This window comes from Streptomyces sp. NPDC090106 (assembly GCF_044747265.1).
Lineage (GTDB): Bacteria > Actinomycetota > Actinomycetes > Streptomycetales > Streptomycetaceae > Streptomyces.
This window is the reverse complement of sequence record NZ_JBIVDS010000010.1, coordinates 87625-107191: the sequence shown is the minus strand read 5'-3', so window position 1 is coordinate 107191 and position 19567 is coordinate 87625. Positions and strand designations below refer to the sequence as shown.

18 protein-coding genes are annotated in these 19567 nt (G+C 74.3%); 9 read left to right on the top strand and 9 right to left on the bottom strand.

What is annotated here, in order from left to right; all coding sequences use genetic code 11:
* Window positions 1-166 precede the first annotated feature (166 nt).
* Entirely contained in the window at window positions 167-772 is a 606-nt protein-coding gene (locus ACIPSE_RS30205) for a hypothetical protein (protein WP_401668542.1), read from the top strand.
* Window positions 773-880: 108 nt separating this feature from the next.
* Window positions 881-3319, top strand: coding sequence for a right-handed parallel beta-helix repeat-containing protein (locus ACIPSE_RS30200; RefSeq protein ID WP_401668539.1), 2439 nt, complete (start codon window positions 881-883; stop codon window positions 3317-3319).
* 13 nt (window positions 3320-3332) lie between these two features.
* On the opposite strand, the gene ACIPSE_RS30195 is transcribed toward ACIPSE_RS30200, so the two are convergent.
* Window positions 3333-5630, bottom strand: coding sequence for a hypothetical protein (locus tag ACIPSE_RS30195; protein WP_401668537.1), 2298 nt, complete (start codon window positions 5628-5630; stop codon window positions 3333-3335).
* A 291-nt stretch (window positions 5631-5921) separates the two neighbouring features.
* Here ACIPSE_RS30195 and ACIPSE_RS30190 point away from each other — a divergent pair, with 291 nt between their 5' ends.
* Both ACIPSE_RS30190 and ACIPSE_RS30185 read left to right on the top strand, forming a co-directional pair.
* Window positions 5922-6752, top strand: a complete 831-nt coding sequence (locus tag ACIPSE_RS30190) for a DeoR/GlpR family DNA-binding transcription regulator (RefSeq protein ID WP_401668534.1) — start codon at window positions 5922-5924, stop codon at window positions 6750-6752.
* Between the two features lie 58 nt (window positions 6753-6810).
* Window positions 6811-7281, top strand: coding sequence for an SRPBCC family protein (locus tag ACIPSE_RS30185; protein WP_401668531.1), 471 nt, complete (start codon window positions 6811-6813; stop codon window positions 7279-7281).
* A gap of 9 nt (window positions 7282-7290) precedes the next feature.
* Here the strand turns inward: ACIPSE_RS30185 and ACIPSE_RS30180 are convergent, their stop codons facing one another.
* The gene (locus ACIPSE_RS30180; protein WP_401668528.1) at window positions 7291-8415 is read right to left on the bottom strand and encodes a PLP-dependent cysteine synthase family protein; all 1125 of its coding nucleotides are present in this window, start codon (window positions 8413-8415) and stop codon (window positions 7291-7293) included.
* 353 nt (window positions 8416-8768) lie between these two features.
* Here ACIPSE_RS30180 and ACIPSE_RS30175 point away from each other — a divergent pair, with 353 nt between their 5' ends.
* Both ACIPSE_RS30175 and ACIPSE_RS30170 read left to right on the top strand, forming a co-directional pair.
* Window positions 8769-9092, top strand: coding sequence for a hypothetical protein (locus ACIPSE_RS30175; protein WP_401668525.1), 324 nt, complete (start codon window positions 8769-8771; stop codon window positions 9090-9092).
* A gap of 212 nt (window positions 9093-9304) precedes the next feature.
* Window positions 9305-9829 (top strand): ATP-binding protein, encoded by a 525-nt coding sequence (locus ACIPSE_RS30170; RefSeq protein WP_401668522.1) that lies wholly within the window; start codon window positions 9305-9307, stop codon window positions 9827-9829.
* A gap of 822 nt (window positions 9830-10651) precedes the next feature.
* Here the strand turns inward: ACIPSE_RS30170 and ACIPSE_RS30165 are convergent.
* The 3 genes from ACIPSE_RS30165 to ACIPSE_RS30155 are packed head-to-tail and all read right to left on the bottom strand — an operon-like array spanning window position 10652 to window position 14294.
* Window positions 10652-13213 carry an ABC transporter permease gene (locus tag ACIPSE_RS30165; protein ID WP_401668519.1) on the bottom strand — a complete coding sequence of 854 codons (2562 nt, stop codon included), beginning with the start codon at window positions 13211-13213 and terminating at the stop codon, window positions 10652-10654.
* Window positions 13210-13995, bottom strand: coding sequence for an ABC transporter ATP-binding protein (locus ACIPSE_RS30160; protein WP_401668516.1), 786 nt, complete (start codon window positions 13993-13995; stop codon window positions 13210-13212). The genes ACIPSE_RS30165 and ACIPSE_RS30160 overlap by 4 nt, the downstream gene beginning before the upstream one ends.
* Window positions 13992-14294, bottom strand: a complete 303-nt coding sequence (locus ACIPSE_RS30155) for an SHOCT domain-containing protein (protein WP_401669256.1) — start codon at window positions 14292-14294, stop codon at window positions 13992-13994. The genes ACIPSE_RS30160 and ACIPSE_RS30155 overlap by 4 nt, the downstream gene beginning before the upstream one ends.
* Before the next feature lie 219 nt (window positions 14295-14513).
* Between ACIPSE_RS30155 and ACIPSE_RS30150 the strand changes: the two genes are divergently transcribed.
* A complete protein-coding gene (locus tag ACIPSE_RS30150; RefSeq protein WP_401668514.1) occupies window positions 14514-14693 on the top strand; it encodes a DUF1272 domain-containing protein in 180 nt (59 codons plus the stop codon).
* Window positions 14694-14710: 17 nt separating this feature from the next.
* On the opposite strand, the gene ACIPSE_RS30145 is transcribed toward ACIPSE_RS30150, so the two are convergent.
* From ACIPSE_RS30145 to ACIPSE_RS30135, 3 genes are read right to left on the bottom strand one after another with little or no spacing between them, the layout of a single operon-like run.
* The gene (locus tag ACIPSE_RS30145; protein WP_401668511.1) at window positions 14711-15238 is read right to left on the bottom strand and encodes an SMI1/KNR4 family protein; all 528 of its coding nucleotides are present in this window, start codon (window positions 15236-15238) and stop codon (window positions 14711-14713) included.
* Between the two features lie 46 nt (window positions 15239-15284).
* Complete coding sequence (locus ACIPSE_RS30140; protein ID WP_401668508.1) at window positions 15285-15728, bottom strand: RpiB/LacA/LacB family sugar-phosphate isomerase; 444 nt, start codon at window positions 15726-15728, stop codon at window positions 15285-15287.
* Window positions 15729-15782: 54 nt separating this feature from the next.
* The gene (locus tag ACIPSE_RS30135) at window positions 15783-16490 is read right to left on the bottom strand and encodes an SDR family oxidoreductase (protein ID WP_401668506.1); all 708 of its coding nucleotides are present in this window, start codon (window positions 16488-16490) and stop codon (window positions 15783-15785) included.
* Window positions 16491-16591: 101 nt separating this feature from the next.
* On the opposite strand from ACIPSE_RS30135, the gene ACIPSE_RS30130 reads away from it, so the two are divergent.
* Window positions 16592-17431 (top strand): helix-turn-helix transcriptional regulator, encoded by an 840-nt coding sequence (locus ACIPSE_RS30130; protein WP_401668503.1) that lies wholly within the window; start codon window positions 16592-16594, stop codon window positions 17429-17431.
* A 196-nt stretch (window positions 17432-17627) separates the two neighbouring features.
* On the top strand, window positions 17628-18269 hold the full coding sequence (locus tag ACIPSE_RS30125) for a dihydrofolate reductase family protein (protein WP_401668500.1): 642 nt from the start codon (window positions 17628-17630) through the stop codon (window positions 18267-18269).
* Window positions 18270-18310: 41 nt separating this feature from the next.
* Here the strand turns inward: ACIPSE_RS30125 and ACIPSE_RS30120 are convergent, their stop codons facing one another.
* Entirely contained in the window at window positions 18311-19555 is a 1245-nt protein-coding gene (locus tag ACIPSE_RS30120; protein WP_401668498.1) for an ROK family protein, read from the bottom strand.
* Window positions 19556-19567 lie beyond the last annotated feature (12 nt).

Genomic DNA, 19567 nt, shown 5'->3' with positions numbered 1-19567 from the left:
GCTCAAGATCCGGGCGTCGGGAACCCGGCCCGGGTGCCCGCGCGTTGGGAATCGTGAGAAGTTCCTGAGAGGCCCGGGCGCGGTGATTTCGCTCTCTCTTCGACCGGGTTCGTGAATGAACGCCTCCTGGAGGGGTTATCACGGAGCGGGAAGGGGGTGCGGCACCGTGCGAACGATCAGCGGACTGTGGCGCTGGCGGCGCAATCCACTGCGCCGGGCGACCGATCTCGCCGAGGCCTGGCTGGCGTTGACGGCCGTGCTGCTCGTCCTGGTGCTCGCACCGGTGGCCGGCGCGCTCGTCGGCGGGCTCACCCAGGACTCCCTCCAGCGCGCCGTCCGGGAGCAGCACGCGTCCCGCCACGCGGTGACCGCGACGGTGGCCCGCAAGCTGGCGCGCTCCCCCCTGGACACCGACGCGGAGGCCGCCACCGGCCGGGAGCTGCGCAGCCGGGTCGTCGCCGACTGGACCGCCCCGGACGGCACGCACCGGCACGGACCGGCGCTGGCGGACCTCAGGAGCCCGCACAAGGGCGACCGGTTCATGATCTGGACGGACGCTCAAGGCAGGATCGTCGCCCGCCCGCTGGACTCCGCGACCGCGACCACGCACGCGGTGCTCGCCGGGGTCGGCGCGGCCCTGCTCGGCATCGGTCTGGTCGAGGGTGCCCGCCGCATGATCGTGTGGCGTATGGTCCGTCGCAGGTACGCGCGTTGGGACCGGGCCTGGTCACAGGCGGGGCCGGACTGGGGCCGGACCGGGACGGGGAGCTGACGGCCTTCCGACTCTGGTCAACCCACCGCCCGTGCGCACGCTACGGTGGAGCGGCCGAGGCACTCGGCATCCGACCCGCGTAACACGAGGTGGGGGCAGAGCAGCACCATGGCACAGGGCACGGTCCAGGTGACGCACACCGGCACATCGCGGTGGCGTCGCCGCACGGGTGAGTACGCTTCGCTCGCCGCGGCCCTGGAGGCAGCGGCCGAGGGCGACGTGCTGACCATCGCCCCGGGCACCTACCGGGAGAACCTCGTCGTGCAGCGGGCGGTGACCCTGCGCGGCCCCGAGGGCTCCCCGGGCTCCGTGCGGATCGCGCCCCTGGACGGGGTGCCGCTGACGGTGCGGGCCTCGGCGGTCGTCCAGGACCTGCACGTGGAGGGGCAGGACGCGTCCGTGCCCGCGCTGCTGGTCGAGGAGGGCGTGCCGGAGCTCACCGACCTCAGGATCGTCACCCGCTCCGCGGCCGGTATCGAGGTGCGCGGCGGCGCCCGCCCGACGGTGCGGCGCTCCACGGTCGACAACCCGGCCGGGATCGGCATCTCCGTACTCGACGGCGGGGGCGGGGTGTTCGAGGAGTGCGAGGTCGTCGCGGCCGGGCAGGCCGGTGTGTCGGTCCGCGGCGGCGGTCATCCGCGGCTGGAGCGCTGCCGGGTGCACCACGCCTCGGGGGTGGGTGTGGCGGCGACCGGGGAGAACTCCGGTCTGGAAGCGGTGGGTTGCGAGATCTACGAGGTCCGCGGCAGCGGGGTGCAGATCACCGGGCGGGCCACCGCGCACCTCACCGACTGTGTGGTGCACCGGACTTCGGGCGACGGCGTCACCCTCGACACGGACGCGGTGCTGACCCTCGCCGACTGCCGTATCCACGACATCCCCGAGAACGCGGTGGACCTGCGCTCGCGTTCGGTGCTGACGCTGACGCGCACGACGGTGCGCCAGTTCGGCCGCAACGGCCTGTCGGTGTGGGACCCGGGCACCCGCGTGGACGCCAACCAGTGCGAGATCTTCGACAGCACCGGCGACTATCCGGCGGTGTGGGTCAGCGACGGCGCGACCGCCGTCCTGGACTCCTGCCGGGTGCACGACGTGCCGGACGCGCTGTTCGTCCTGGACCGCGGTTCGCGCGCGGACGTCGTCGACAGCGATCTGTCCCAGGTGCGCAACACGGCGGTGTCGGTGAGCGACGGCGCGACCGCGCAGCTCGACGACTGCCGGATCCGCGAGGCCGCGACCGGCGCCTGGTTCCGCGACCACGGCAGCGGCGGCACCCTCAACAACTGCACGGTCAGCGGCACGCAGACCGGCGTGATCGTCACCAAGGGCGCCGACCCCACCATCGAGCGGTGCACGGTCGAGTCCCCCGCCGAGGCCGGGTTCTACGTCTCGGCGGGCGGCCGGGGCAGCTTCCTGAACTGCCGGGTCACCGGCAGCGGCGGCTACGGCTTCCATGTGATCGACGGCTGCCGGGCGACGCTGCGCAAGTGCCGTACGGAGCGGTGCGCGCGCGGCGGGTTCGAGTTCGCCGAGTCGGGTCCCGACAACGGCTCCGGCACGGGTCCGGTCGTCGAGGACTGCACGAGCGACGGGAGCGCGGGCATCGGCCCCGCCGCCCCTCCCGAGCCCGTCGTGCAGACCGCGAGCCAGACGCCGGGCCTGCTCGGCGCGATCCCCGGCCAGCGGGCCGCCGAGCCGCAGGCCCCGGCCGCCGCGCCGGAGCCGGAGCGGGAGTCCCGTACGTCGAAGGCGGTGCTCGGTGAACTCGACGCGCTGGTGGGCCTGGAGAGCGTCAAGCGGGAGGTGCGGGCCCTCACGGACATGATCGAGGTCGGCCGCCGCCGCCAGCAGGCCGGACTGAAGGCCGCGTCGGTCAAGCGCCACCTGGTCTTCACGGGCTCCCCCGGCACCGGCAAGACGACCGTCGCCCGGCTGTACGGCGAGATCCTCGCCTCCCTCGGTGTGCTGGAGAAGGGGCATCTCGTCGAGGTGTCCCGGGTCGACCTGGTCGGCGAGCACATCGGCTCCACCGCGATCCGCACCCAGGAGTCCTTCGACAAGGCGCGCGGCGGCGTGCTGTTCATCGACGAGGCGTACGCGCTGTCGCCGGAGGACTCGGGCCGGGACTTCGGCAAGGAGGCCATCGACACGCTGGTGAAGCTGATGGAGGACCACCGGGACGCGGTGGTGGTCATCGTGGCGGGCTACACCGCCGAGATGGAGCGGTTCCTGTCCGTCAACCCCGGTGTGGCGTCCCGTTTCTCCCGGACCATCACCTTCGGCGACTACGCCCCCGACGAGCTGCTGAGGATCGTGGGGCAGCAGGCGGAGGAGCACGAGTACCGGCTGGCGCCTGGCACCTCCGAGGCTCTTCTCGAGTACCTCACGGAGATCCCCAAGGGCCCCGCCTTCGGCAACGGCCGCACCGCCCGCCAGACCTTCGAGGCCATGGTGGAACGCCACGCGAGCCGTGTCGCCCAGGTGCAGGACCCCACCACGGACGACCTGACCCTGCTGTACGCGGAGGACCTGCCGGAACTGCCGTAGGACTCGGCGGGTGTCAGCGCTGCGTCGGGAGGTCCGCCTCCGGGGTGAGGCGGGTCAGCAGGGCGGCTCGTTCCGTGGCGAAGGCCGGGTCGGCCTGGTAGTCGGAGTGGCCGAGGATCGGTGTGGGCAGGGGGTGCCGCTCGGTGCGGCCGTAGGCGAGGGGGTCCCGCAGGGGCTCGTGGTCGACCTCGGGGCCGCAGTCGCCGGGCAGCCGGACGGGGCCGCCGATGGGGTCCGTGGGCCGGTGGAGGTTGCGCCAGCAGGCGACGTCGTGGTGCAGGGCGCTGAGCGCGGCGGGTCCGAAGTGGGCGGGGAACCAGCGGCCGTAGAGCCGCTCCAGGGGTGAGCCGTACGTCAGCAGGGCGACCTGCCGGCGGTCGGCGGCCGACAGCTGCCAGGCCGCGGCGGCGGCGAGGACGCTGCCCTGCGAGTGCCCGGAGATCACCAGGCGTCCGCCGGTGGCCCGCGTCCAGGTCGCGATCCGCCAGGTCAGGTCCGGTACGGCGCGCTCGGCGTAGCAGGGCGGGGCGAAGGGGTGGGCGGCGCGCGGCCAGAACGTGCCGACGTCCCAGAGGATGCCGATGGTGCGGCGGGCGGAGGCGTCCTTGTAGGCGCGCCGGCCCCAGGTGACGAACAGTATGAAGCCGAAGCCGATCAGCCAGGAGCCGAGCGCCTGCGCGGTCTGGGCGCCGCCGTGGACGACGGCGTACGACCGGGCCGCGGCCTCGGCGGGCGGCTGCCGGGTCGTGAGCGCGCCCACCAGCGCGGCGGCGCCGAGGAGCAGGGTCGTGACGGAGCCGACGGCGACGAGGAGCGGTGCCCGGTCGGTGAGCGTGGCCAGCGTGCGGACGGTGGCGATCCGGCGGGTGAGGGCACGGTCCCGGGTCTCGCCGGGGTAGTCGGCCTCGACGCGCGCGATCTCGGTGCGGCGCAGCTGCCAGGTGCGCCGGGCGAGCCAGCAGCAGAGCACGGCTAGGACGACGATCAGCGGCGGAATCACGGACGCCTGCCAGGTCAGCAGGACGGGCGGGCCGGGGATCGAGTCCCCGGTGCCGTCCAGCCAGTCGGCCACGCGCTGGGACACCCCGCCGGACATCACGCCGCCGAGCGCGCAGGCCAGCATCGCGACGGCGGGCCCGCCGAGGCCCCGCATCGCGGCGCGCGGGTCGGGGTGCGTGCGGTGCAGGGCGTGCGCGACGCCGGCCATGACGATCACGATGAGCCCCTGGACCAGGGCGAGGCCGCCGAACGTCGCGTCCCCGGGCAGCCGTCCGGACGACGTCCAGCCGGGGCGCTCCCACCCGGCGTGCACGAGGGTGAGGGCGAGCAGGACGAGCGCGGCGCGCGGCAGCCGCCGTACGAGCCGCTCGTCCACGGCGCGGTCCAGGCGCCGCTCGCTGCGGCCCCGGCGGCAGACGACCCAGACGGCGCCGGCCGCGCCGGCGGCGATCGCCGTGAGGAGGAGCCGGCCGAGGACGTCGAGGAGGGCGGAGCCGCCGGGGGCGCGGTCGTGGCGGGCGGTGGCGGCGGCGACGGCCGCGGCGACCGTGAGGAGGGCCGCCGCGGTGTGGGCGGCCCGCAGCCGGGCGACCAGGCGGCGGCCGTACCAGAAGCCGGGACGGCCGAGCGCGGTGCGGGCGGTGTCCTCCTCGGCCTCGGCGGGGTGGGTCATGGGCCGCTGGGACTCGTAGGCGTTCCAGGTGCGGTGGGACAGGTACCAGAGCAGGCAGCTGAGGGCGGCGGGGAGGAGGGCGGCGAGGGCGAGGCGGCGGCCGGGCCGGCTCCACCAGCCGCCGCCCTCGACGGTCGGGGAGAGGAAGCCGAGCCAGGTGTGCCGCTCCGCGCACGCGCGCGTGCCCGCGCACTGCCAGGCGGTCAGGTCGATGGCGACCTCGCAGACGGCGGCCACGAGCAGCACCGTCAAGGTCAGCGCGGCAAGCCGGACCAGCAGCCCGTAGAGCCGCACCGCGCGTGCGTGGCCGCGGGCGGCGGGGCGCATCCAGTGGGCGAGGTTGACCACCATGAACGGCAGCAGCAACAGCCACAGCGCGCGGGAGGCGTTGCCCGAGGTGAGGTTGCACCAGACGTACGCCTCACGGACCGGTTCCCGGCCGCCCCGCGCGGGTCCGGCGGCGCCTTCGGGATCCTCGGCGTCCTCGGCGCGCCGGAACACGGCCGCCGTGTCGTCGCCGGTGATCCGGACCGTGCGCGGATCGTCGAGCATCTGCTCGGGTGTCGTGCCGCCCACTCCATGGACCAGCAGTTCCAGTGCGGAACCGCTCCTGGCGGCGCGTTCCTTCGTACGTTCCACTGTTGCGCACTTCCCCCGTGACGCGCCGTCGGCCTGTGGCGATGCGGGTCAAGGATCTCGGCCGGGGCGGCATTGCGCACCCTTCGTCACCGAATCTCCCCGATCCGGGTGACGTTCGGGGGAACCGTGGGGCCTGCGTGACATGTGCGCGTCGAGACAGTCGGTGGCGCACCGGTTACTCAGGCGTGCGAGGATGGGGCGTCCGCGCGCCTGAGCAGGGGAGAATGTCCTTGTCGGAGCTGGTGTGCGGGGCGTGTCGGACGGATCGCGGCGAAAGGAACCGGAGCGGACGTGAGTGAGAATCAGAACCTCCTCGCGGAGCAGCGGCGCGCCCTGATCCTGGACGAGGTACGGCGCCGCGGCGGGGTCCGGGTCAACGAACTCACCCGCAAGCTCGGCGTGTCGGACATGACGGTGCGCCGCGATCTGGACGCGCTGGCCCGTCAGGGCGTGCTGGAGAAGGTGCACGGCGGCGCGGTCCCGGTGGTCGAGGCGAGCACGCACGAGCCGGGTTTCGAGGCCAAGTCGGGTCTGGAGCTGACGGCCAAGGAGGACATCGCGCGGGCGGCGGCGGAGCTGGTCGCGCCGGGGTCGGCGATCGCGATGTCGGGCGGTACGACGACGTACGCGCTGGCCCATCATCTGGTGGACGTGCCGGACCTGACCGTCGTGACGAACTCGGTGCGGGTCGCGGACGTCTTCCACGCCGCGCAGCGCACCTCGGGCCCCCGGCAGGGCGCGGCCACGGTCGTGCTGACCGGCGGCGTGCGCACCCCGTCGGACTCGCTGGTGGGGCCGGTGGCCGACCAGGCGATCGCGGCGCTCCACTTCGACGTGCTGTTCCTCGGGGTGCACGGCATATCGGTGGAGGCCGGGCTGTCCACGCCGAACCTCGCCGAGGCGGAGACCAACCGGCGTCTGGTCCAGTCGGCGCGGCGTGTCGTCGTGGTCGCCGACCACACCAAGTGGGGCACGGTGGGCCTGAGTTCGTTCGCCACGCTGGACCAGGTGGACACGCTGGTGACGGACGCGGGGCTGCCCGCGGCGGCCCGCGAGGAGGTCGTCGAGCGGCTGCGGCGGCTGGTTGTGGCCGGTGAGCCCGTCGCGCGTACAGACAGTTGATCGACCGTCGGCTACGGTGACCCCCTTCGCGTTCGTCGGCCATCAGGAGGGGCGGGCTGTGGCTCACCAACTGCGCGCGGTGGGGCTCGACTTCGTCGAGTCGGCGCCCGTCCGGTTCGTCTTCGTCCGGGAGATGGCGGCGCCGCCCGAGGCGGTCCACCGGGCGCTCGCCGATGATGTACCGGGCTGGCCGGAGTGGTTCTCCGCGGTGACCCTCGCCCGGTCCACCGGCGACGGCTCCACGCGCGAGATCCACCTCAAGGGCGGCGGGCGCTTCCAGGAGACGGTCCTCGCCAGCGAGGCGCCGGAGGTGTACGCCTACCGGGTCGACGTCGCCAACGCGCCCGGGCTGCGCACCCTGGTGGAGGAGTGGCGGCTCGCCCCGTCCGGCGCGGGCACGCGGGTGCGGTGGACGCTGGCCACCGACGGCACCGCCGCCTACCGGCTCGTCGCGAAGCTCGCGAGGCCCGGTCTGGGGCGGGCGTTCCGGGACGCGGTCACCGCGCTGGACCGGCGGCTGGCGAAGTAGCCGAGCGGGTCAGCAGGGCCAGACGCCCGTCTCCAGGAGCGCGGTGATCGCCGTCGCGTACGGCCGGATGTCCAGGCCCTGTTCGGCGAGCCACGCGTCCGAGTAGTACTTGTCGAGGTAGCGGTCCCCCGGGTCGCACAGCAGGGTGACCACACTCCCCTGCCGCCCCTCGGCCACCATCTCGGCGACGATCTTCAGGGCGCTCCACAGACCGGTGCCGGTGGAGCCTCCCGCCTTGCGGCCGATGGCGGCTTCCAGGGCACGGACGGCGGCGACGCTCGCCGCGTCGGGCACCTTCATCATCCGGTCGACGGCGCCCGGTACGAAGCTGGGTTCCATGCGGGGCCGTCCGATGCCCTCGATACGGGAACCGCAGTCGCAGGTGACGTCCGGATCGCCGGTGGTCCAGCCCTCGAAGAAACAGGAGTTGTCCGGATCGGCGACACAGATCCGGGTGTCCCGCTGGGTGTAGTGGACGTACCGGGCCAGGGTCGCCGAGGTGCCGCCGGTGCCGGCCGTGGCGACGATCCACGCGGGCTCCGGGAAACGCTCCGACTCCATCTGCCGGAAGATGGATTCGGCGATGTTGTTGTTGCCGCGCCAGTCCGTGGCCCGTTCCGCGTAGGTGAACTGGTCCATGTAGTGGCCGCCGGTCTCCCCCGCGAGGCGGGCGGACTCCTCGTACATCCGGCGCGAGTCGTCGACGAAGTGGCACCGCCCGCCGTGGAACTCGATGAGACGGATCTTCTCGGCGCTCGTCGTGCGCGGCATGACGGCGATGAAGGGCACACCGATCAGCTTCGCGAAGTAGGCCTCGGAGACGGCCGTCGAGCCGCTGGACGCCTCGATCACCGGGCGGTCGGGCCGGATCCAGCCGTTGCACAGCCCGTAGAGGAAGAGGGAGCGGGCGAGCCGGTGCTTGAGGCTGCCGGTGGGGTGCGTCGACTCGTCCTTGAGGTACAGGTCGATGCCCCACCGCTCGGGCAGCGCGAAACGCAGGAGGTGGGTGTCGGCGGAGCGGTTGGCGTCGGCCTGGACCTTGCGGACGGCCTCTTTCAGCCAGGCGCGGTAGGCCGGGTCGCTGCGGTCGACGTCGAGGGTCACGCCGGTCCGGGTCTGCTGGGGGGTACTCACAGCGGGGCTCCTTAGGGCTTCGCGCCGACGGCGGGCCGCGCTGCCGACACCTCGATCATAAACACCTTCCGCACCCTCCTCACCTGCATAAACACACCTTTGAGCGCCTCAAAGACACCCCTGGGGGGCAGGGTCCGCAGCCGTCCGGGGGCGCATTCGCGCGAGTGCTCCGGGCGTGTGGAGCACGCCCGTCGTGCGTACTGGTGCTCGACGCCGGGTGGGGGCAGACTGCACCGGACGGGACGCGCGGGAGCAGTACGGGGGCGCAGACTGGATCACGCAGACACACGACGCGAGCGGTCGGCCGGCAGCCCACGCGGGATCACCGGCCGGCGCGGAGGGGGCGGGGAGACATGGCGGAACCGGAGTTCACGGCCACCGGGGTACGGATCGGCAAGCGGCTGCGCGCGCTCACCAGCGCCGGCGAGGTGCGGATACGCGACGGGCGGCTCCAGTTACTCACGAGCTACGGCAGCGAGATCGACAGCGCGCCGGTGCAGGCGGTGCGGGCGTCCAAGCCGTGGTTCGCCGCCGACGACCGGGCCCAGGCCAACCTCAACGGCCAGCGGTATCTGCTGACCCTCGGCGACCACGACCCCGCGCCGGGCGAACCGGGGCCGCCCGCGGCACGCCGGTTCATCGAGGCCGTGCGGAAGGCGGCCGGGCGCGGTCGCTGAGCCGGCGCGCCGGCCGGGCGCGGTCCGCTCGCGAGTTGCGGTGCTCCGCCCCCTGGGCCACGCTGGTCTCACGTCACTCTGGGTTTACCGGCGATAACGCTGCGAACCAGCCCGCCGGGCATGGCAGCAGGCGGCCGTTCTCACGCAGGCGCCTGCTGGTTCGATCCCAACTCCGTGTTCTTCCGGACCTCTTCAGTCGGGGAGTCGCAGCCGTGATCAGTCACCCCAACAGGCACTGCACGGTGGAGCTCCAAGCCCTGCCGTCGCGGATCGGCCAGGTCCGCAGAATCGTCTCTGCGCAGTTGCGCTACTGGCATCTGGACCCCCTCATAGACCGGGCCGCGCTCGGTGTGACGGAGCTCCTCACCAACGTCCACCGGCACGCCAGGCCCGACAAGACGTGCACCGTGGAGATCGAGCTCGTGCTCGACCGCCTCATGGTGTCCGTACGGGACCACGACCCCCGTCTGCCCGTCGTCTGCGACGCGGACTCGCTGGACACCTGCGGGCGCGGGCTCGCCATGGTGGCCGCCGTGAGCGAGAGCTGGGGGGTGCGTCCCGAGGGCGACACCGGGAAGGTCGTGTGGTTCACGCTGACCGCCCCCGTGGCCGCCAAGTCCGCCGCCGCCCGTCCGCCCCGTCGAATGACCGGGGAGAAAACCACCCGGGTGTTCGCCGAGGTGGAGAGCCGCACCAGGACCGAACGCACTCCCGCCCGGTCGGCCGTTGCCGGCTGACCGGGCGGTGACACCTTCCGGGACCAGGCCCCGACCGGGTTGACCTGCGCGGACCGCGGGACGCCGGATGGGCTACGACACCGGCACGCCCTCCGCCCGCGGCCCGGCCCCACGCCGGTCACGGCCGGACAGCGGCAACTTCCGCCCGGCCGCACGCCGGTCGCGGTCGGACACGGCAACTTCCTCCCGGCCCCACGCCGGTCGCGGCCGGACAGCGGCAACTTCCGCCCGCCACCGGGCTCGTCGGCCCGGAGCCGGGGGCAAGGCAGCCGTCACCCCACCGGCGCACACCCTGCCCGCAGCCCGACCCCCACCCCGGTCATGGCCCGGCGACCGCAGCCTCCGCCCGCCTCCAGCCTCGCCGGCACGGACCGGGAGCGAGGCCCCCATCACGACACCGGCACGCACCCTGCCCGCAGGCCGTTCAGGACCCGGCACCACAGCCTCCACCAGACCCGTCGGCCCGCACCGGGGCAAGGCAGCCGCCACAACACCGGCACGCCCACCCACCCGCCGACCGGCCCCCACGCCGGTCGCGGTCGGACAGCGGACTCTTCCCCGCCGCCGGACTCACCAGCGCGCACCAGGGGCGGAGCGGCCGTTGCGGCGCTGGCGCGCATCACGCCCGCAGCCCGGCTCCGCAGTCCGGTCGCGGCCCGGCGAACACGGCCTCCGCCCGTCGGCACGGACAGGGGGCGAGGTGCGGCCGGTGCGACACCGACCCACCCCTCCCCCGCGCCGGTCATGGCCCGGCAGCCCCGCCCGAGGGTGAGGCAGCCGTCCGGCTCTCTCGGCCCGCCGGGCCGCGCGCACGGGGCACGGCTACTCCGTGGCGATCGCCCTGAGCACGTCCAGCCGGGCCGCCCGGGTCGCCGGGCGCAGGGCCGCGAGGGCTCCTGCCGTGAGGCCCACGAGGGCGACGACCGCGAGCCGTGCGGGCGGCATCGCGAAGGCGAAGGCCGAGTCGCTCGCCCCGTCGGAGGCCTTGACGAGGACCCAGCCGAGGAACGTGCCGAGGCCGAGACCGCCGGCCGTGCCGAACGCGGCGACCAGCACCGACTCCCAGCGGACCATCGCCCGCAGTTGGGCCCTGGTCTGGCCGACGGCCCGCAACAGGCCGAGTTCCCGGGTGCGTTCGTGGACGGCCAGGGTGAGGGTGTTGGCGATGCCGAGCAGGGCGATCAGCACGGCCAGGGCGAGCAGGGCGTAGACGAGGGTGAGCATCATGTCGATGCCGCCCGCCGACGACCGCGCGTACTCCTCCCGGGTCTGCACGTCCGGGTCGCCGTACCGGGCGGCGGCCTTCTCCACGGCGGCCTTGCCGTCGGCCGCGTCGACGCCGTCGGCGAAGGAGACCGCGACAAGGGTGTCGGTGTCCTGGGTGCGGTGCGGTTCCCAGGCGGCGCGGGTGACGACGTAGTCCCCGGCGAGTTCGGAACGGCCGTAGACCGCGCGGACGGTGAAGGTGCGCGTCTCACCGTCGGTGAAGGTGAGGCGCGTGCGGTCGCCGGTGGTCAGGCCCTGGTCGTCGGCCTCGGACCGGGTGACGGCGATGCCGTCGGTGCCGAGGGCCCGCAGCGAGCCGTCGATCCGGCCGAGGTCGAAGGTCCGTTCCAGGGCGACCGGGTCGGTGACGGTCAACGCCCTTCCCTCGCCGTCGACTTCGGCGACGCCCCGGCCGAGACCCACGGCCGTGTCCACCTCGGGCAGTGCGGCGACTGCCCCGGCGAGACGAGGACTGATGCCGCTGCCGCCGGCGCCGAACCCCGGGGTGCTGACGGCGACGTCGCCCGCGAAGGAGCGGGAGACGGTCTGGTCCATGGTCGCCTTGAGGGAGGCGGCGAAGACGGTGAACAGGGACACCACGGCCACGCCGATCATCAGCGCCCCGGCCGTCGCGGCGGTCCGCCGCGGACTGCGCAGCGCGTTGCGCCGGGCCAGGGCTCCGGTGACCCCGCGCAGCCGGTCGAGCGGAAGGCCGAGGAACCGTACGGCCGTCGTGGCGGCGACCGGGCCGAGGACGACGAACGAGGCGAGCGCGAGCACCGCGCCCGTCCCGGCGAGCCACAGCGACGGCTCGACGAGGACGCCGCCGACGGTCGTGCCGAGGGCGAGGGCCGCCAGGCCCGCGCCGGTGACGGCCCGCAGCCGGGAGGCGCCGGAGGTGTCGACGGCGGTCTCGCGCAGCGCGGCCATGGGGGCGGTGCGGCCCGCCCGGACGGCGGGCAGCAGCGCGGAGCCGAGGCAGACGACGGTCCCGACGGCCAGGGGCAGCCGCATGGACAGGCCGCTGATCACCAAGTCGCCCTCGGGGAAGGGGAATCCGATCGCCGGGAACAGTGCCTGGAGACCCGCCGCGATGCCGATGCCGCCCGCGAGTCCGGCGGCGGACGCGGTCACGGCGACGGCCGTCGCCTCCACGAGGGTCGAGGCGGTGACCTGGCGGCGGGAGGCTCCGAGGGCCCGCAACAGGGCGTTCTCCCGGGTGCGTTGGGCCACGACGATCGCGAAGGTGTTGTGGATGGAGAAGGTCGCGACGAGCAGGGCGATCCCGGAGAAGACGAGGAGGAAGGTGGTGAACAGCGTCAGGAACCGGCTGGAGATCATGTCCGTGTTCTCCTGGGCCGACTCCTGGCCGGTGATCGCCTCGATTCCCTTCGGCAGCACGGGCGTCAGCCGGTCGACCAGTTCCTGCTGGCTCACCCCGGACGCCGCCCGCACGCGGACGGACGCCGCCTCGCCGGGGCGCGCGGTGAGGTACTTCTCGGCGTCGGCCCGGGTCATGCCGGTGAAGGTCACCTGCGCCATGCCGTCCTCGCCGCCGAAGGTCGCGAGACCGACGACCGTGACCCGCACGGGGTCCGGTGTCCGCAGGGTCGTGGTGTCACCGAGGGTCAGGCCGCCGCGGGCGGCGGTGCCCTTGTCGATGACGACCTCGCCGGACCGGGCGGGGGCGCGGCCCTCGGCGAGCCGGTAGGCGTTGAGCTTCGGGTCGGTGATCCAGTTCCCGGCCACGGTGGGCGGACCCTGGCCGCCGATCGGTTCGCCGTCGGCGCCGACGAGCTGGCCCGCGCCCTGGATGTCGGGGACCGCGGCGGCGACGCCGGGGATGCCGGCGACCGTGTCCGCGAGGCGGGCGGGGACCGGTGCGCGCACCCCCTGGCTCTCGCCGGGCGTGGTGATGGCGTCGGCGCTGCGGACCACGGCGTCCGTGCCGCTGGTGGCGCGGCCGAACATCGTGTCGAACGCGGCGCGCAGGGTGTCGCCCATGACGAGGGTGCCGGCGAGGAAGGCCACGCCGAGGAGGACGGCGAGGAAGGTCCCGGCGAAGCGCCGCTTGTGGGCGCGGAGGGAGGCGAGGCTGAGCCGGACGGCGGCGCTCATGACGGCACCTCGGTCCGCGGGCCGGTGGAGCGCGCGGGGGCGGGCTCGAAGGCCTTCATCCGGTCCAGGACCTTGTCGGCGGTCGGTTCCCGCATGCGGTCGACGAGCCGGCCGTCCGCGAGGAAGACCACCTCGTCGGCGTGGGCGGCGGCCACCGGGTCGTGGGTGACCATGACGACGGTCCGCGCGGTCCGGCGCACCGCCCGGCCGAGGAGGCCGAGAACCTCCGCCCCGGCGCGGGAGTCGAGGTTGCCGGTGGGTTCGTCGGCGAAGACGACGTCGGGGCGGCCGGCGAACGCCCGGGCGACGGCGACGCGTTGCTGCTGTCCGCCGGAGAGCTCGGCGGGGCGGTGGTGGAGCCGGTCGCGCAGGCCGACGACGTCGACGAGCGCGTCGATCCACTCCGGGTCGCCCCGGCCGCCCGCCAGGTCCAGGGGCAGCCGGATGTTCTCGGCGACGGTCAGCGTCGGCACCAGGTTGAACGACTGGAAGACGAAGCCCACGCGGTCCCGGCGCAGCAGGGTGAGGCGGCGGTCGTCGAGCGGGCCGAGGGCGGTGTCGCCGATGTAGGCGGCTCCCCCGCTGAGGGTGTCGAGCCCGGCGGCGCAGTGCATCAGGGTGGACTTGCCGGAGCCGGAGGGCCCCATGATCGCGGTGAAGCGTCCGGCCGGGAAGCCGACGCTCACCCCGTCCAGGGCCCGTACGGCCGTGTCGCCGGTGCCGTACACCTTGACGGCGTCGACGACGCGGGCGGCCGTCCCGTGGGGAGCCGGCGCGGTCATGCCGCACCGCCCTTGCCCGGGGCGTGGCCGAACCGCTCGTCCAGGACGGACAGACGGCGCCAGTACTCGTCCTCGTCGATCTCGCCGGAGGCGAAGCGGCGGCCCAGTACGGCGAGCGGCGCGTCCCCGGAGAGACGGTCGGCCACGCGGGGGCCGGTCGTCCGCCAGGGTCCGCCCCGGCCTCGCCAGGCGGTGCGGCGGAGCAGGGTGACGGCGCCGACGACCACGACCGCCCAGATCAGCGGGAACAGGAGGATCCACGGGCCGGGCCCGCCGTCCCCGTGCGCGAGGGTCTGCATCTCGGTCATCTCCCTTGAGGTGGTTCGGGGGACGGGTTTCCCTCGATGCTCAAAGACTCGCCCCGTGCGGGGTCCGCGTCGTCGTACGGCCGACGGCAGTGGGCGTACCTCCCCGGGAGTACGCAGGGCGGGCCCGGCTGCTGCGCCGGGTGTTCGCCCTCGCGTGGGGGTGCGGCAGGATGGGGGGCGACCGGCCCCCTGAGCAGCGCGGAGACGACCATGGCCCTGGAGATGCGCGACCGCTGCGAGCGCTGTGGGACGGCGGAGCTGCCCGCCGGTGCCCCGGCCCGTATCTGCAGCTACGAGTGCACGTTCTGCGTGCCGTGCTGCGAGGCCATGGGCGGTGTCTGCCCGAACTGCGGGGGCGAACTGGTGCCGAGGCCGCGCCGCGTGGGGTGAGCCGCGGGCGTACGGCTTCAGCGGCAGAGGGCGTCGAGGTCGTCGGAGAAGGTGGGGAACTCGGCGCGGGCCGCGGTGACGATCTCCTCGGTGGTGCGGCGCGGGGTGGTCGCGTGGCGTCCGGCGAGTTCGGCCAGGCGCGCGTTGCGGCGGCCCACGAACTGGTCGTACTCGACGACCTCCAGCGGTCCGAGGCCGTCGGCGAGCACCCACAGGAAGTCGGACAGGTTCGCCGCCACCACCCCGCGCTCGCCCTCCGAGCCGAGGAACACCACGGGCTGTTCCGCCAGGGGCAGCCCCGGCCGGACGCACCACAGGGCGGCGAGGCCGCCGGTGCCGTCCTGTCCGAAGACGCGGTAGGCGTCCGCGTCGAGGTCGTGGTTGCCGGTCCAGTGGCGCAGCCAGTCGGTGGTCTCCTCGGCGGAGTCGAAGGCGTCGTACGGCTCGAAGTCGACGCCCTCGCCGTCGTCGTAGTCGAACTCCACCCCGGCCACCTCGGTGAGGGCGGGGGGAAAGGCGCGGTCGTCCGCGGTCGTCTCGATCATGCCCGCAGGCTAGCCGCGGCCACTGACAACGCTCCCCGGCCCGGCACTACCCGCGGTCCATGCGCGCGACGCGGGCCACGTTGCGGACGTCCTCGGCGTCCTCGCTGGCCGAGGCGGCGAACCAGGCGTCGAGGATCTCCTTCAGCAAGGGCTCGGAGGTGAGCCGGAGGCCGAGCGCCAGCACGTTGGCGTCGTTCCAGCGGCGCGCGCCGTCGGCCGTGTACGCGTCGGTGCACAGGGCGGCCCGTACGCCCGGGACCTTGTTCGCGGCGATGGACGCGCCGGTGCCGGTCCAGCAGCACACGACGGCCTGGTCCGCCGTCCCGTCGGCCACCTCGCGGGCCGCCGCCTCGGAGCACACCGCCCACTGGGGGTCGGAGCCCGGGGCGAGCGCCCCGTGGGCCGTCACCTCGTGTCCCCGGTCGCGCAGTTCCGCGACGAGGGCGCGCGCCACGGGTTCGTCCATGTCCGATGAGACCGAGATCCGCATGGACCCGAGCCTATGCGGACCGGGCCGGGCGGGTCAGCCCGTCCGGCACCGCCGTCACCAGGGCAGCGGGCCGTGCACGTCGAAGTAGCCGCCGGTCGGCCCGTCGGGTCCCACCTGGGCCATGCGGACGACGATCTCGGCGCCCTGTTCGACGGTCTGGGTGCCGGCGTGGCCGTTGAGGTCGGTGGCGGTGAAGCCGGGCTCGACGGCGTTGACGCGCAGGGCCGGGAACGCCTTGGCGTACTGGACGGTGATCATGTTGACGGCCGTCTTGGAGGCCGGGTAGGCGACGGCCGGGTAGAAGTGGGCCGGGGAGGCCGGGTCGGAGAGGCCCGTCAGGGAGGCCAGGCCGCTGCTGACGTTCACGACGACGGGCGCCGCGGACCGTTCCAGCAGGGGCAGGAAGGCGTGCAGGACGCGGACGACACCGAAGACGTTCGTGTCGAAGACCCGGCGCATCTCGTCGGCGGTGGTCTGCGCGGCGGTGGGGATGGCGTTGTCCTCGCCGCGCACCTCGATGCCCGCGTTGTTGACCAGGACGTCCAGGCCGCCGTCGGCCTCGATCGTCTTGGCCGCCGCGGCCACGGACGCGTCGTCGGTGACGTCGAGGAGGACGAAGCGGGCCCCCAGCTCCCGGGCGGCGCGGCGGCCCCGGTCGGCGTCCCTGGCGCCCACGTAGACGGTGTGTCCCGCGGCGACGAGGCGGCGGGCGGTCTCGAAGCCGAGACCCTTGTTCGCTCCGGTGATCAGTGTGGTGGTCATGGCTCCACGGTCCCGCCGGCGGGCGGGCGCAGCCAGGCTCCCGCGCTTCCTGGGACCGCCGGTACCAGGCAGCGCGGCGGCCGGCGCGGTTGACTGGGGGCATGACGACGACGGAACTGGGGCAGGCGCTGCGCCGCTGGCGGGACCGGGCGGCCCCGGAGAGCTCCGGGCTGCCCACCGGTGGCCGGCGGCGAGCGGCGGGGCTGCGGCGCGAGGAGCTGGCCCTGCTGGCGGGGATCTCGGTGGACTACGTCACCCGGCTCGAACAGGGGCGGGCGGCGAACCCGTCGGACCAGGTCGTCGAGGCGCTGGCGCGGGCGCTGCGGCTGGACGGGGACGAGCGGGCGTATCTGTTCCGGCTGGCGGGCCTCGTGCCGCCGGGCCCGGAGACGGTGCCGGCGTACATCTCGCCGAGCGTGCAGCGGCTGCTGGAGCGGTTCACGGACACGCCGGTCGGGGTGTCCGACGCGGCGATGACGCTGCTCGTGGCCAATCCGATGTACGGGGCGCTGATGGGGGACGCCTCGGGGCTGCGCGGGTTCGAGCGCAACGGGGTGTGGCGCAACTTCGTCGGCCCGGCCGGGCGGGTGCAGCACACGCCGGAGGAACGGCGGGCCTTCGAGGCGGGCATGGTCGGGGAGCTGCGGACGACGGCCGCCCGGTATCCCGGCGACCCCCGGCTGGTGCGGCTGATCGCCGAGCTGAGGGCGGGCAGCGAGCGGTTCGCCGAGCTGTGGGACGCGGGGGTCGTGGGACGGCTGGAGTCCTCGCGCAAGACGATCGAGCATCCGCAGGTGGGGCGGCTGGCCCTGGACTGCGACGTGCTGCGGGTGGAGGGCAGCGGTCTGCACCTCCTCGTCTACTCGGCCGAGCCGGGGACGGAGGAGGCGGAGAAGCTGGCGCTGCTGGCCGTGCTCGGCACGCAGTCGCTCGTCGGATAGGGCCGGTCCGACGGTGAGTACGGTCCGGGCCGATCCGGTTGTGAGTACGGTCCGAGCCGATCCGGTCGTGAGTACGGTCGGAGCCGGTCCGGTCGTGAGTACGGTCCGAGCCGGTCCGGCGATGAGTTCCGGCGGGCCCGGCGGTCCTACCCGTGGTTGTCGGTGACGGCGACGAAGCGCACAGGAGGAAGAACACATGGCTCAGCTGCTGAGGGTGCACAACTTCAACGTCTCCAGCGACGGGATCGGCGCCGGAGAGGACCAGACCCTGGAGCGTCCGTTCGGTCATGTCGACCACATGCGGCTGTTCTCCTGGGGTTTCGCCACCGCGCACTGGCCGGGGCGCACCGAGGGCGGAACCATGGGCCTGGACGACTACTTCACCCGGGACTGGGCGCGGGACATCGGCGCCGAGATCATGGGCCGCAACAAGTTCGGCCCGCAGCGCGGGCCTTGGGAGGACCACGAGTGGCAGGGCTGGTGGGGTGACGAACCTCCTTTCCGCACACCGGTGTTCGTGATGACCCACCACGAACGGCCCTCGTTCACGCTCTCCGACACCACGTTCCACTTCGTCGGGGGCGAGCCCGCCGAGGTGCTGGCGCAGGCGCGGGAGGCGGCCGGCGGCAAGGACGTGCGGCTCGGCGGCGGGGTGAGCACGGTACGGGCGTTCCTCGACGCGGATCTGGTCGACACGCTGCATGTCGCGGTGTCCCCGGTGAAGGTGGGCCACGGGCTGAAGTTGTGGGAGTCGCCCGACGAACTCCTCGACCGCTACCACCTGGACGTCGTGCCCAGTCCGAGCGGGGTGACGCACCACCTGTTCTGGCGCAAGTAGCCCCGCCGGGTCGGCGCCGGCCAAGTCCCGTCAGCGGACGGTCAGTCGGCCAGGGCGCCGAGCGGGTCGTCCAGCACCGGCTGCCAGGCCAGCTCGGCCGCGCCGACCAGGCTGTTGTGGTCCAGCGTGCAGGCGAGGATCGGGACACCGCCGCTCTGCCCCCACAGACTGCGGTCGGCGACGACGGCGCGGAGCCGGTCCGGCGCGGCGTCGAGGAGGGTGCGGTGCAGGCCGCCGAGGATGATGCGGTCGGGGTTGAGAATGTTCACCAGGCCCGCGAGGCCGAGGCCGAGCCGGTCGACGAGGGTCTCGACGGCGACGCGGACGTCCGGTGCGGCGTGGTCGTCGCGGATCAGGTCCTTGGCCTGCTGGAGCAGGGACACCTCGGGACCGGGCTCGCGGCCCGCAGCGGTGAGGAAGGCGAGCGGGTCGGTCTCGACGTCGAGGCAGCCGCGGCTGCCGCAGTGACAGGGCCGGCCGCCCTCGGGGTTGACGGTGAGATGGCCGACTTCGAGGGCCAGGCCCGAACTGCCGGTGTGCAGACGGCCGTCGAGGACCAGCGCGCCGCCGACGCCCCGGTGCCCGGTCGCCACGCACAGCAGGTCGCGGGCGCCCCGGCCCGCGCCGTGCCGGTGCTCGGCGAGCGCGGCGAGGTTGACGTCGTTGCCGGCGAACGCCGGTCCGGTGAGGCCGACGGCGCGCACGCACTCCGCGAAGATCCGGCGGACCGGGGCGCCCACGGGCCAGGCCAGGTGCAGTGGGTTGAGCGCGAGCCCATCGGGTTCGGCGACGGCGGACGGCACGGCGAGACCGGCGCCGACACAGCGCCGCCCCGTCGTGCGCAGCAGGTCGGTGCCCGCCTCGACGACCGAGGCGAGCACCTTGGCCGGGTCGGCGTCCACGGTCTCGCAGCCGGGCGCGGTCGCGACGATCCGGCCGCCGAGCCCGACCAGCGCGGCGCGGAACCCGTCGGCGTGCACCTGGGCGGCGAGGACGACCGGGCCGTCCTCGGCGACGGACAGCCGGTGCGAGGGGCGGCCCTGCGATCCGGCGGCGGCGCCCGGCCGGGCGTCGACCCGGATCAGGCCGAGTGCCTCCAGTTCGGCGGCGACCGCGCCGGCCGTCGCCCGGGTCACCCCCAGTTCCGCGGTGAGCACGGCCCGGGTGGGGGCGCGTCCGGTGTGCACGAGCTCCAGCGCGGGCCCGAGCGCGCCGCGCCCCCGGTCCAACCGCGCCCTCGACGTGGTCCCTTCCCCCGCCGGCCGGGGGTCCGCCTCACCGCTCATGAGGGCGAGTCT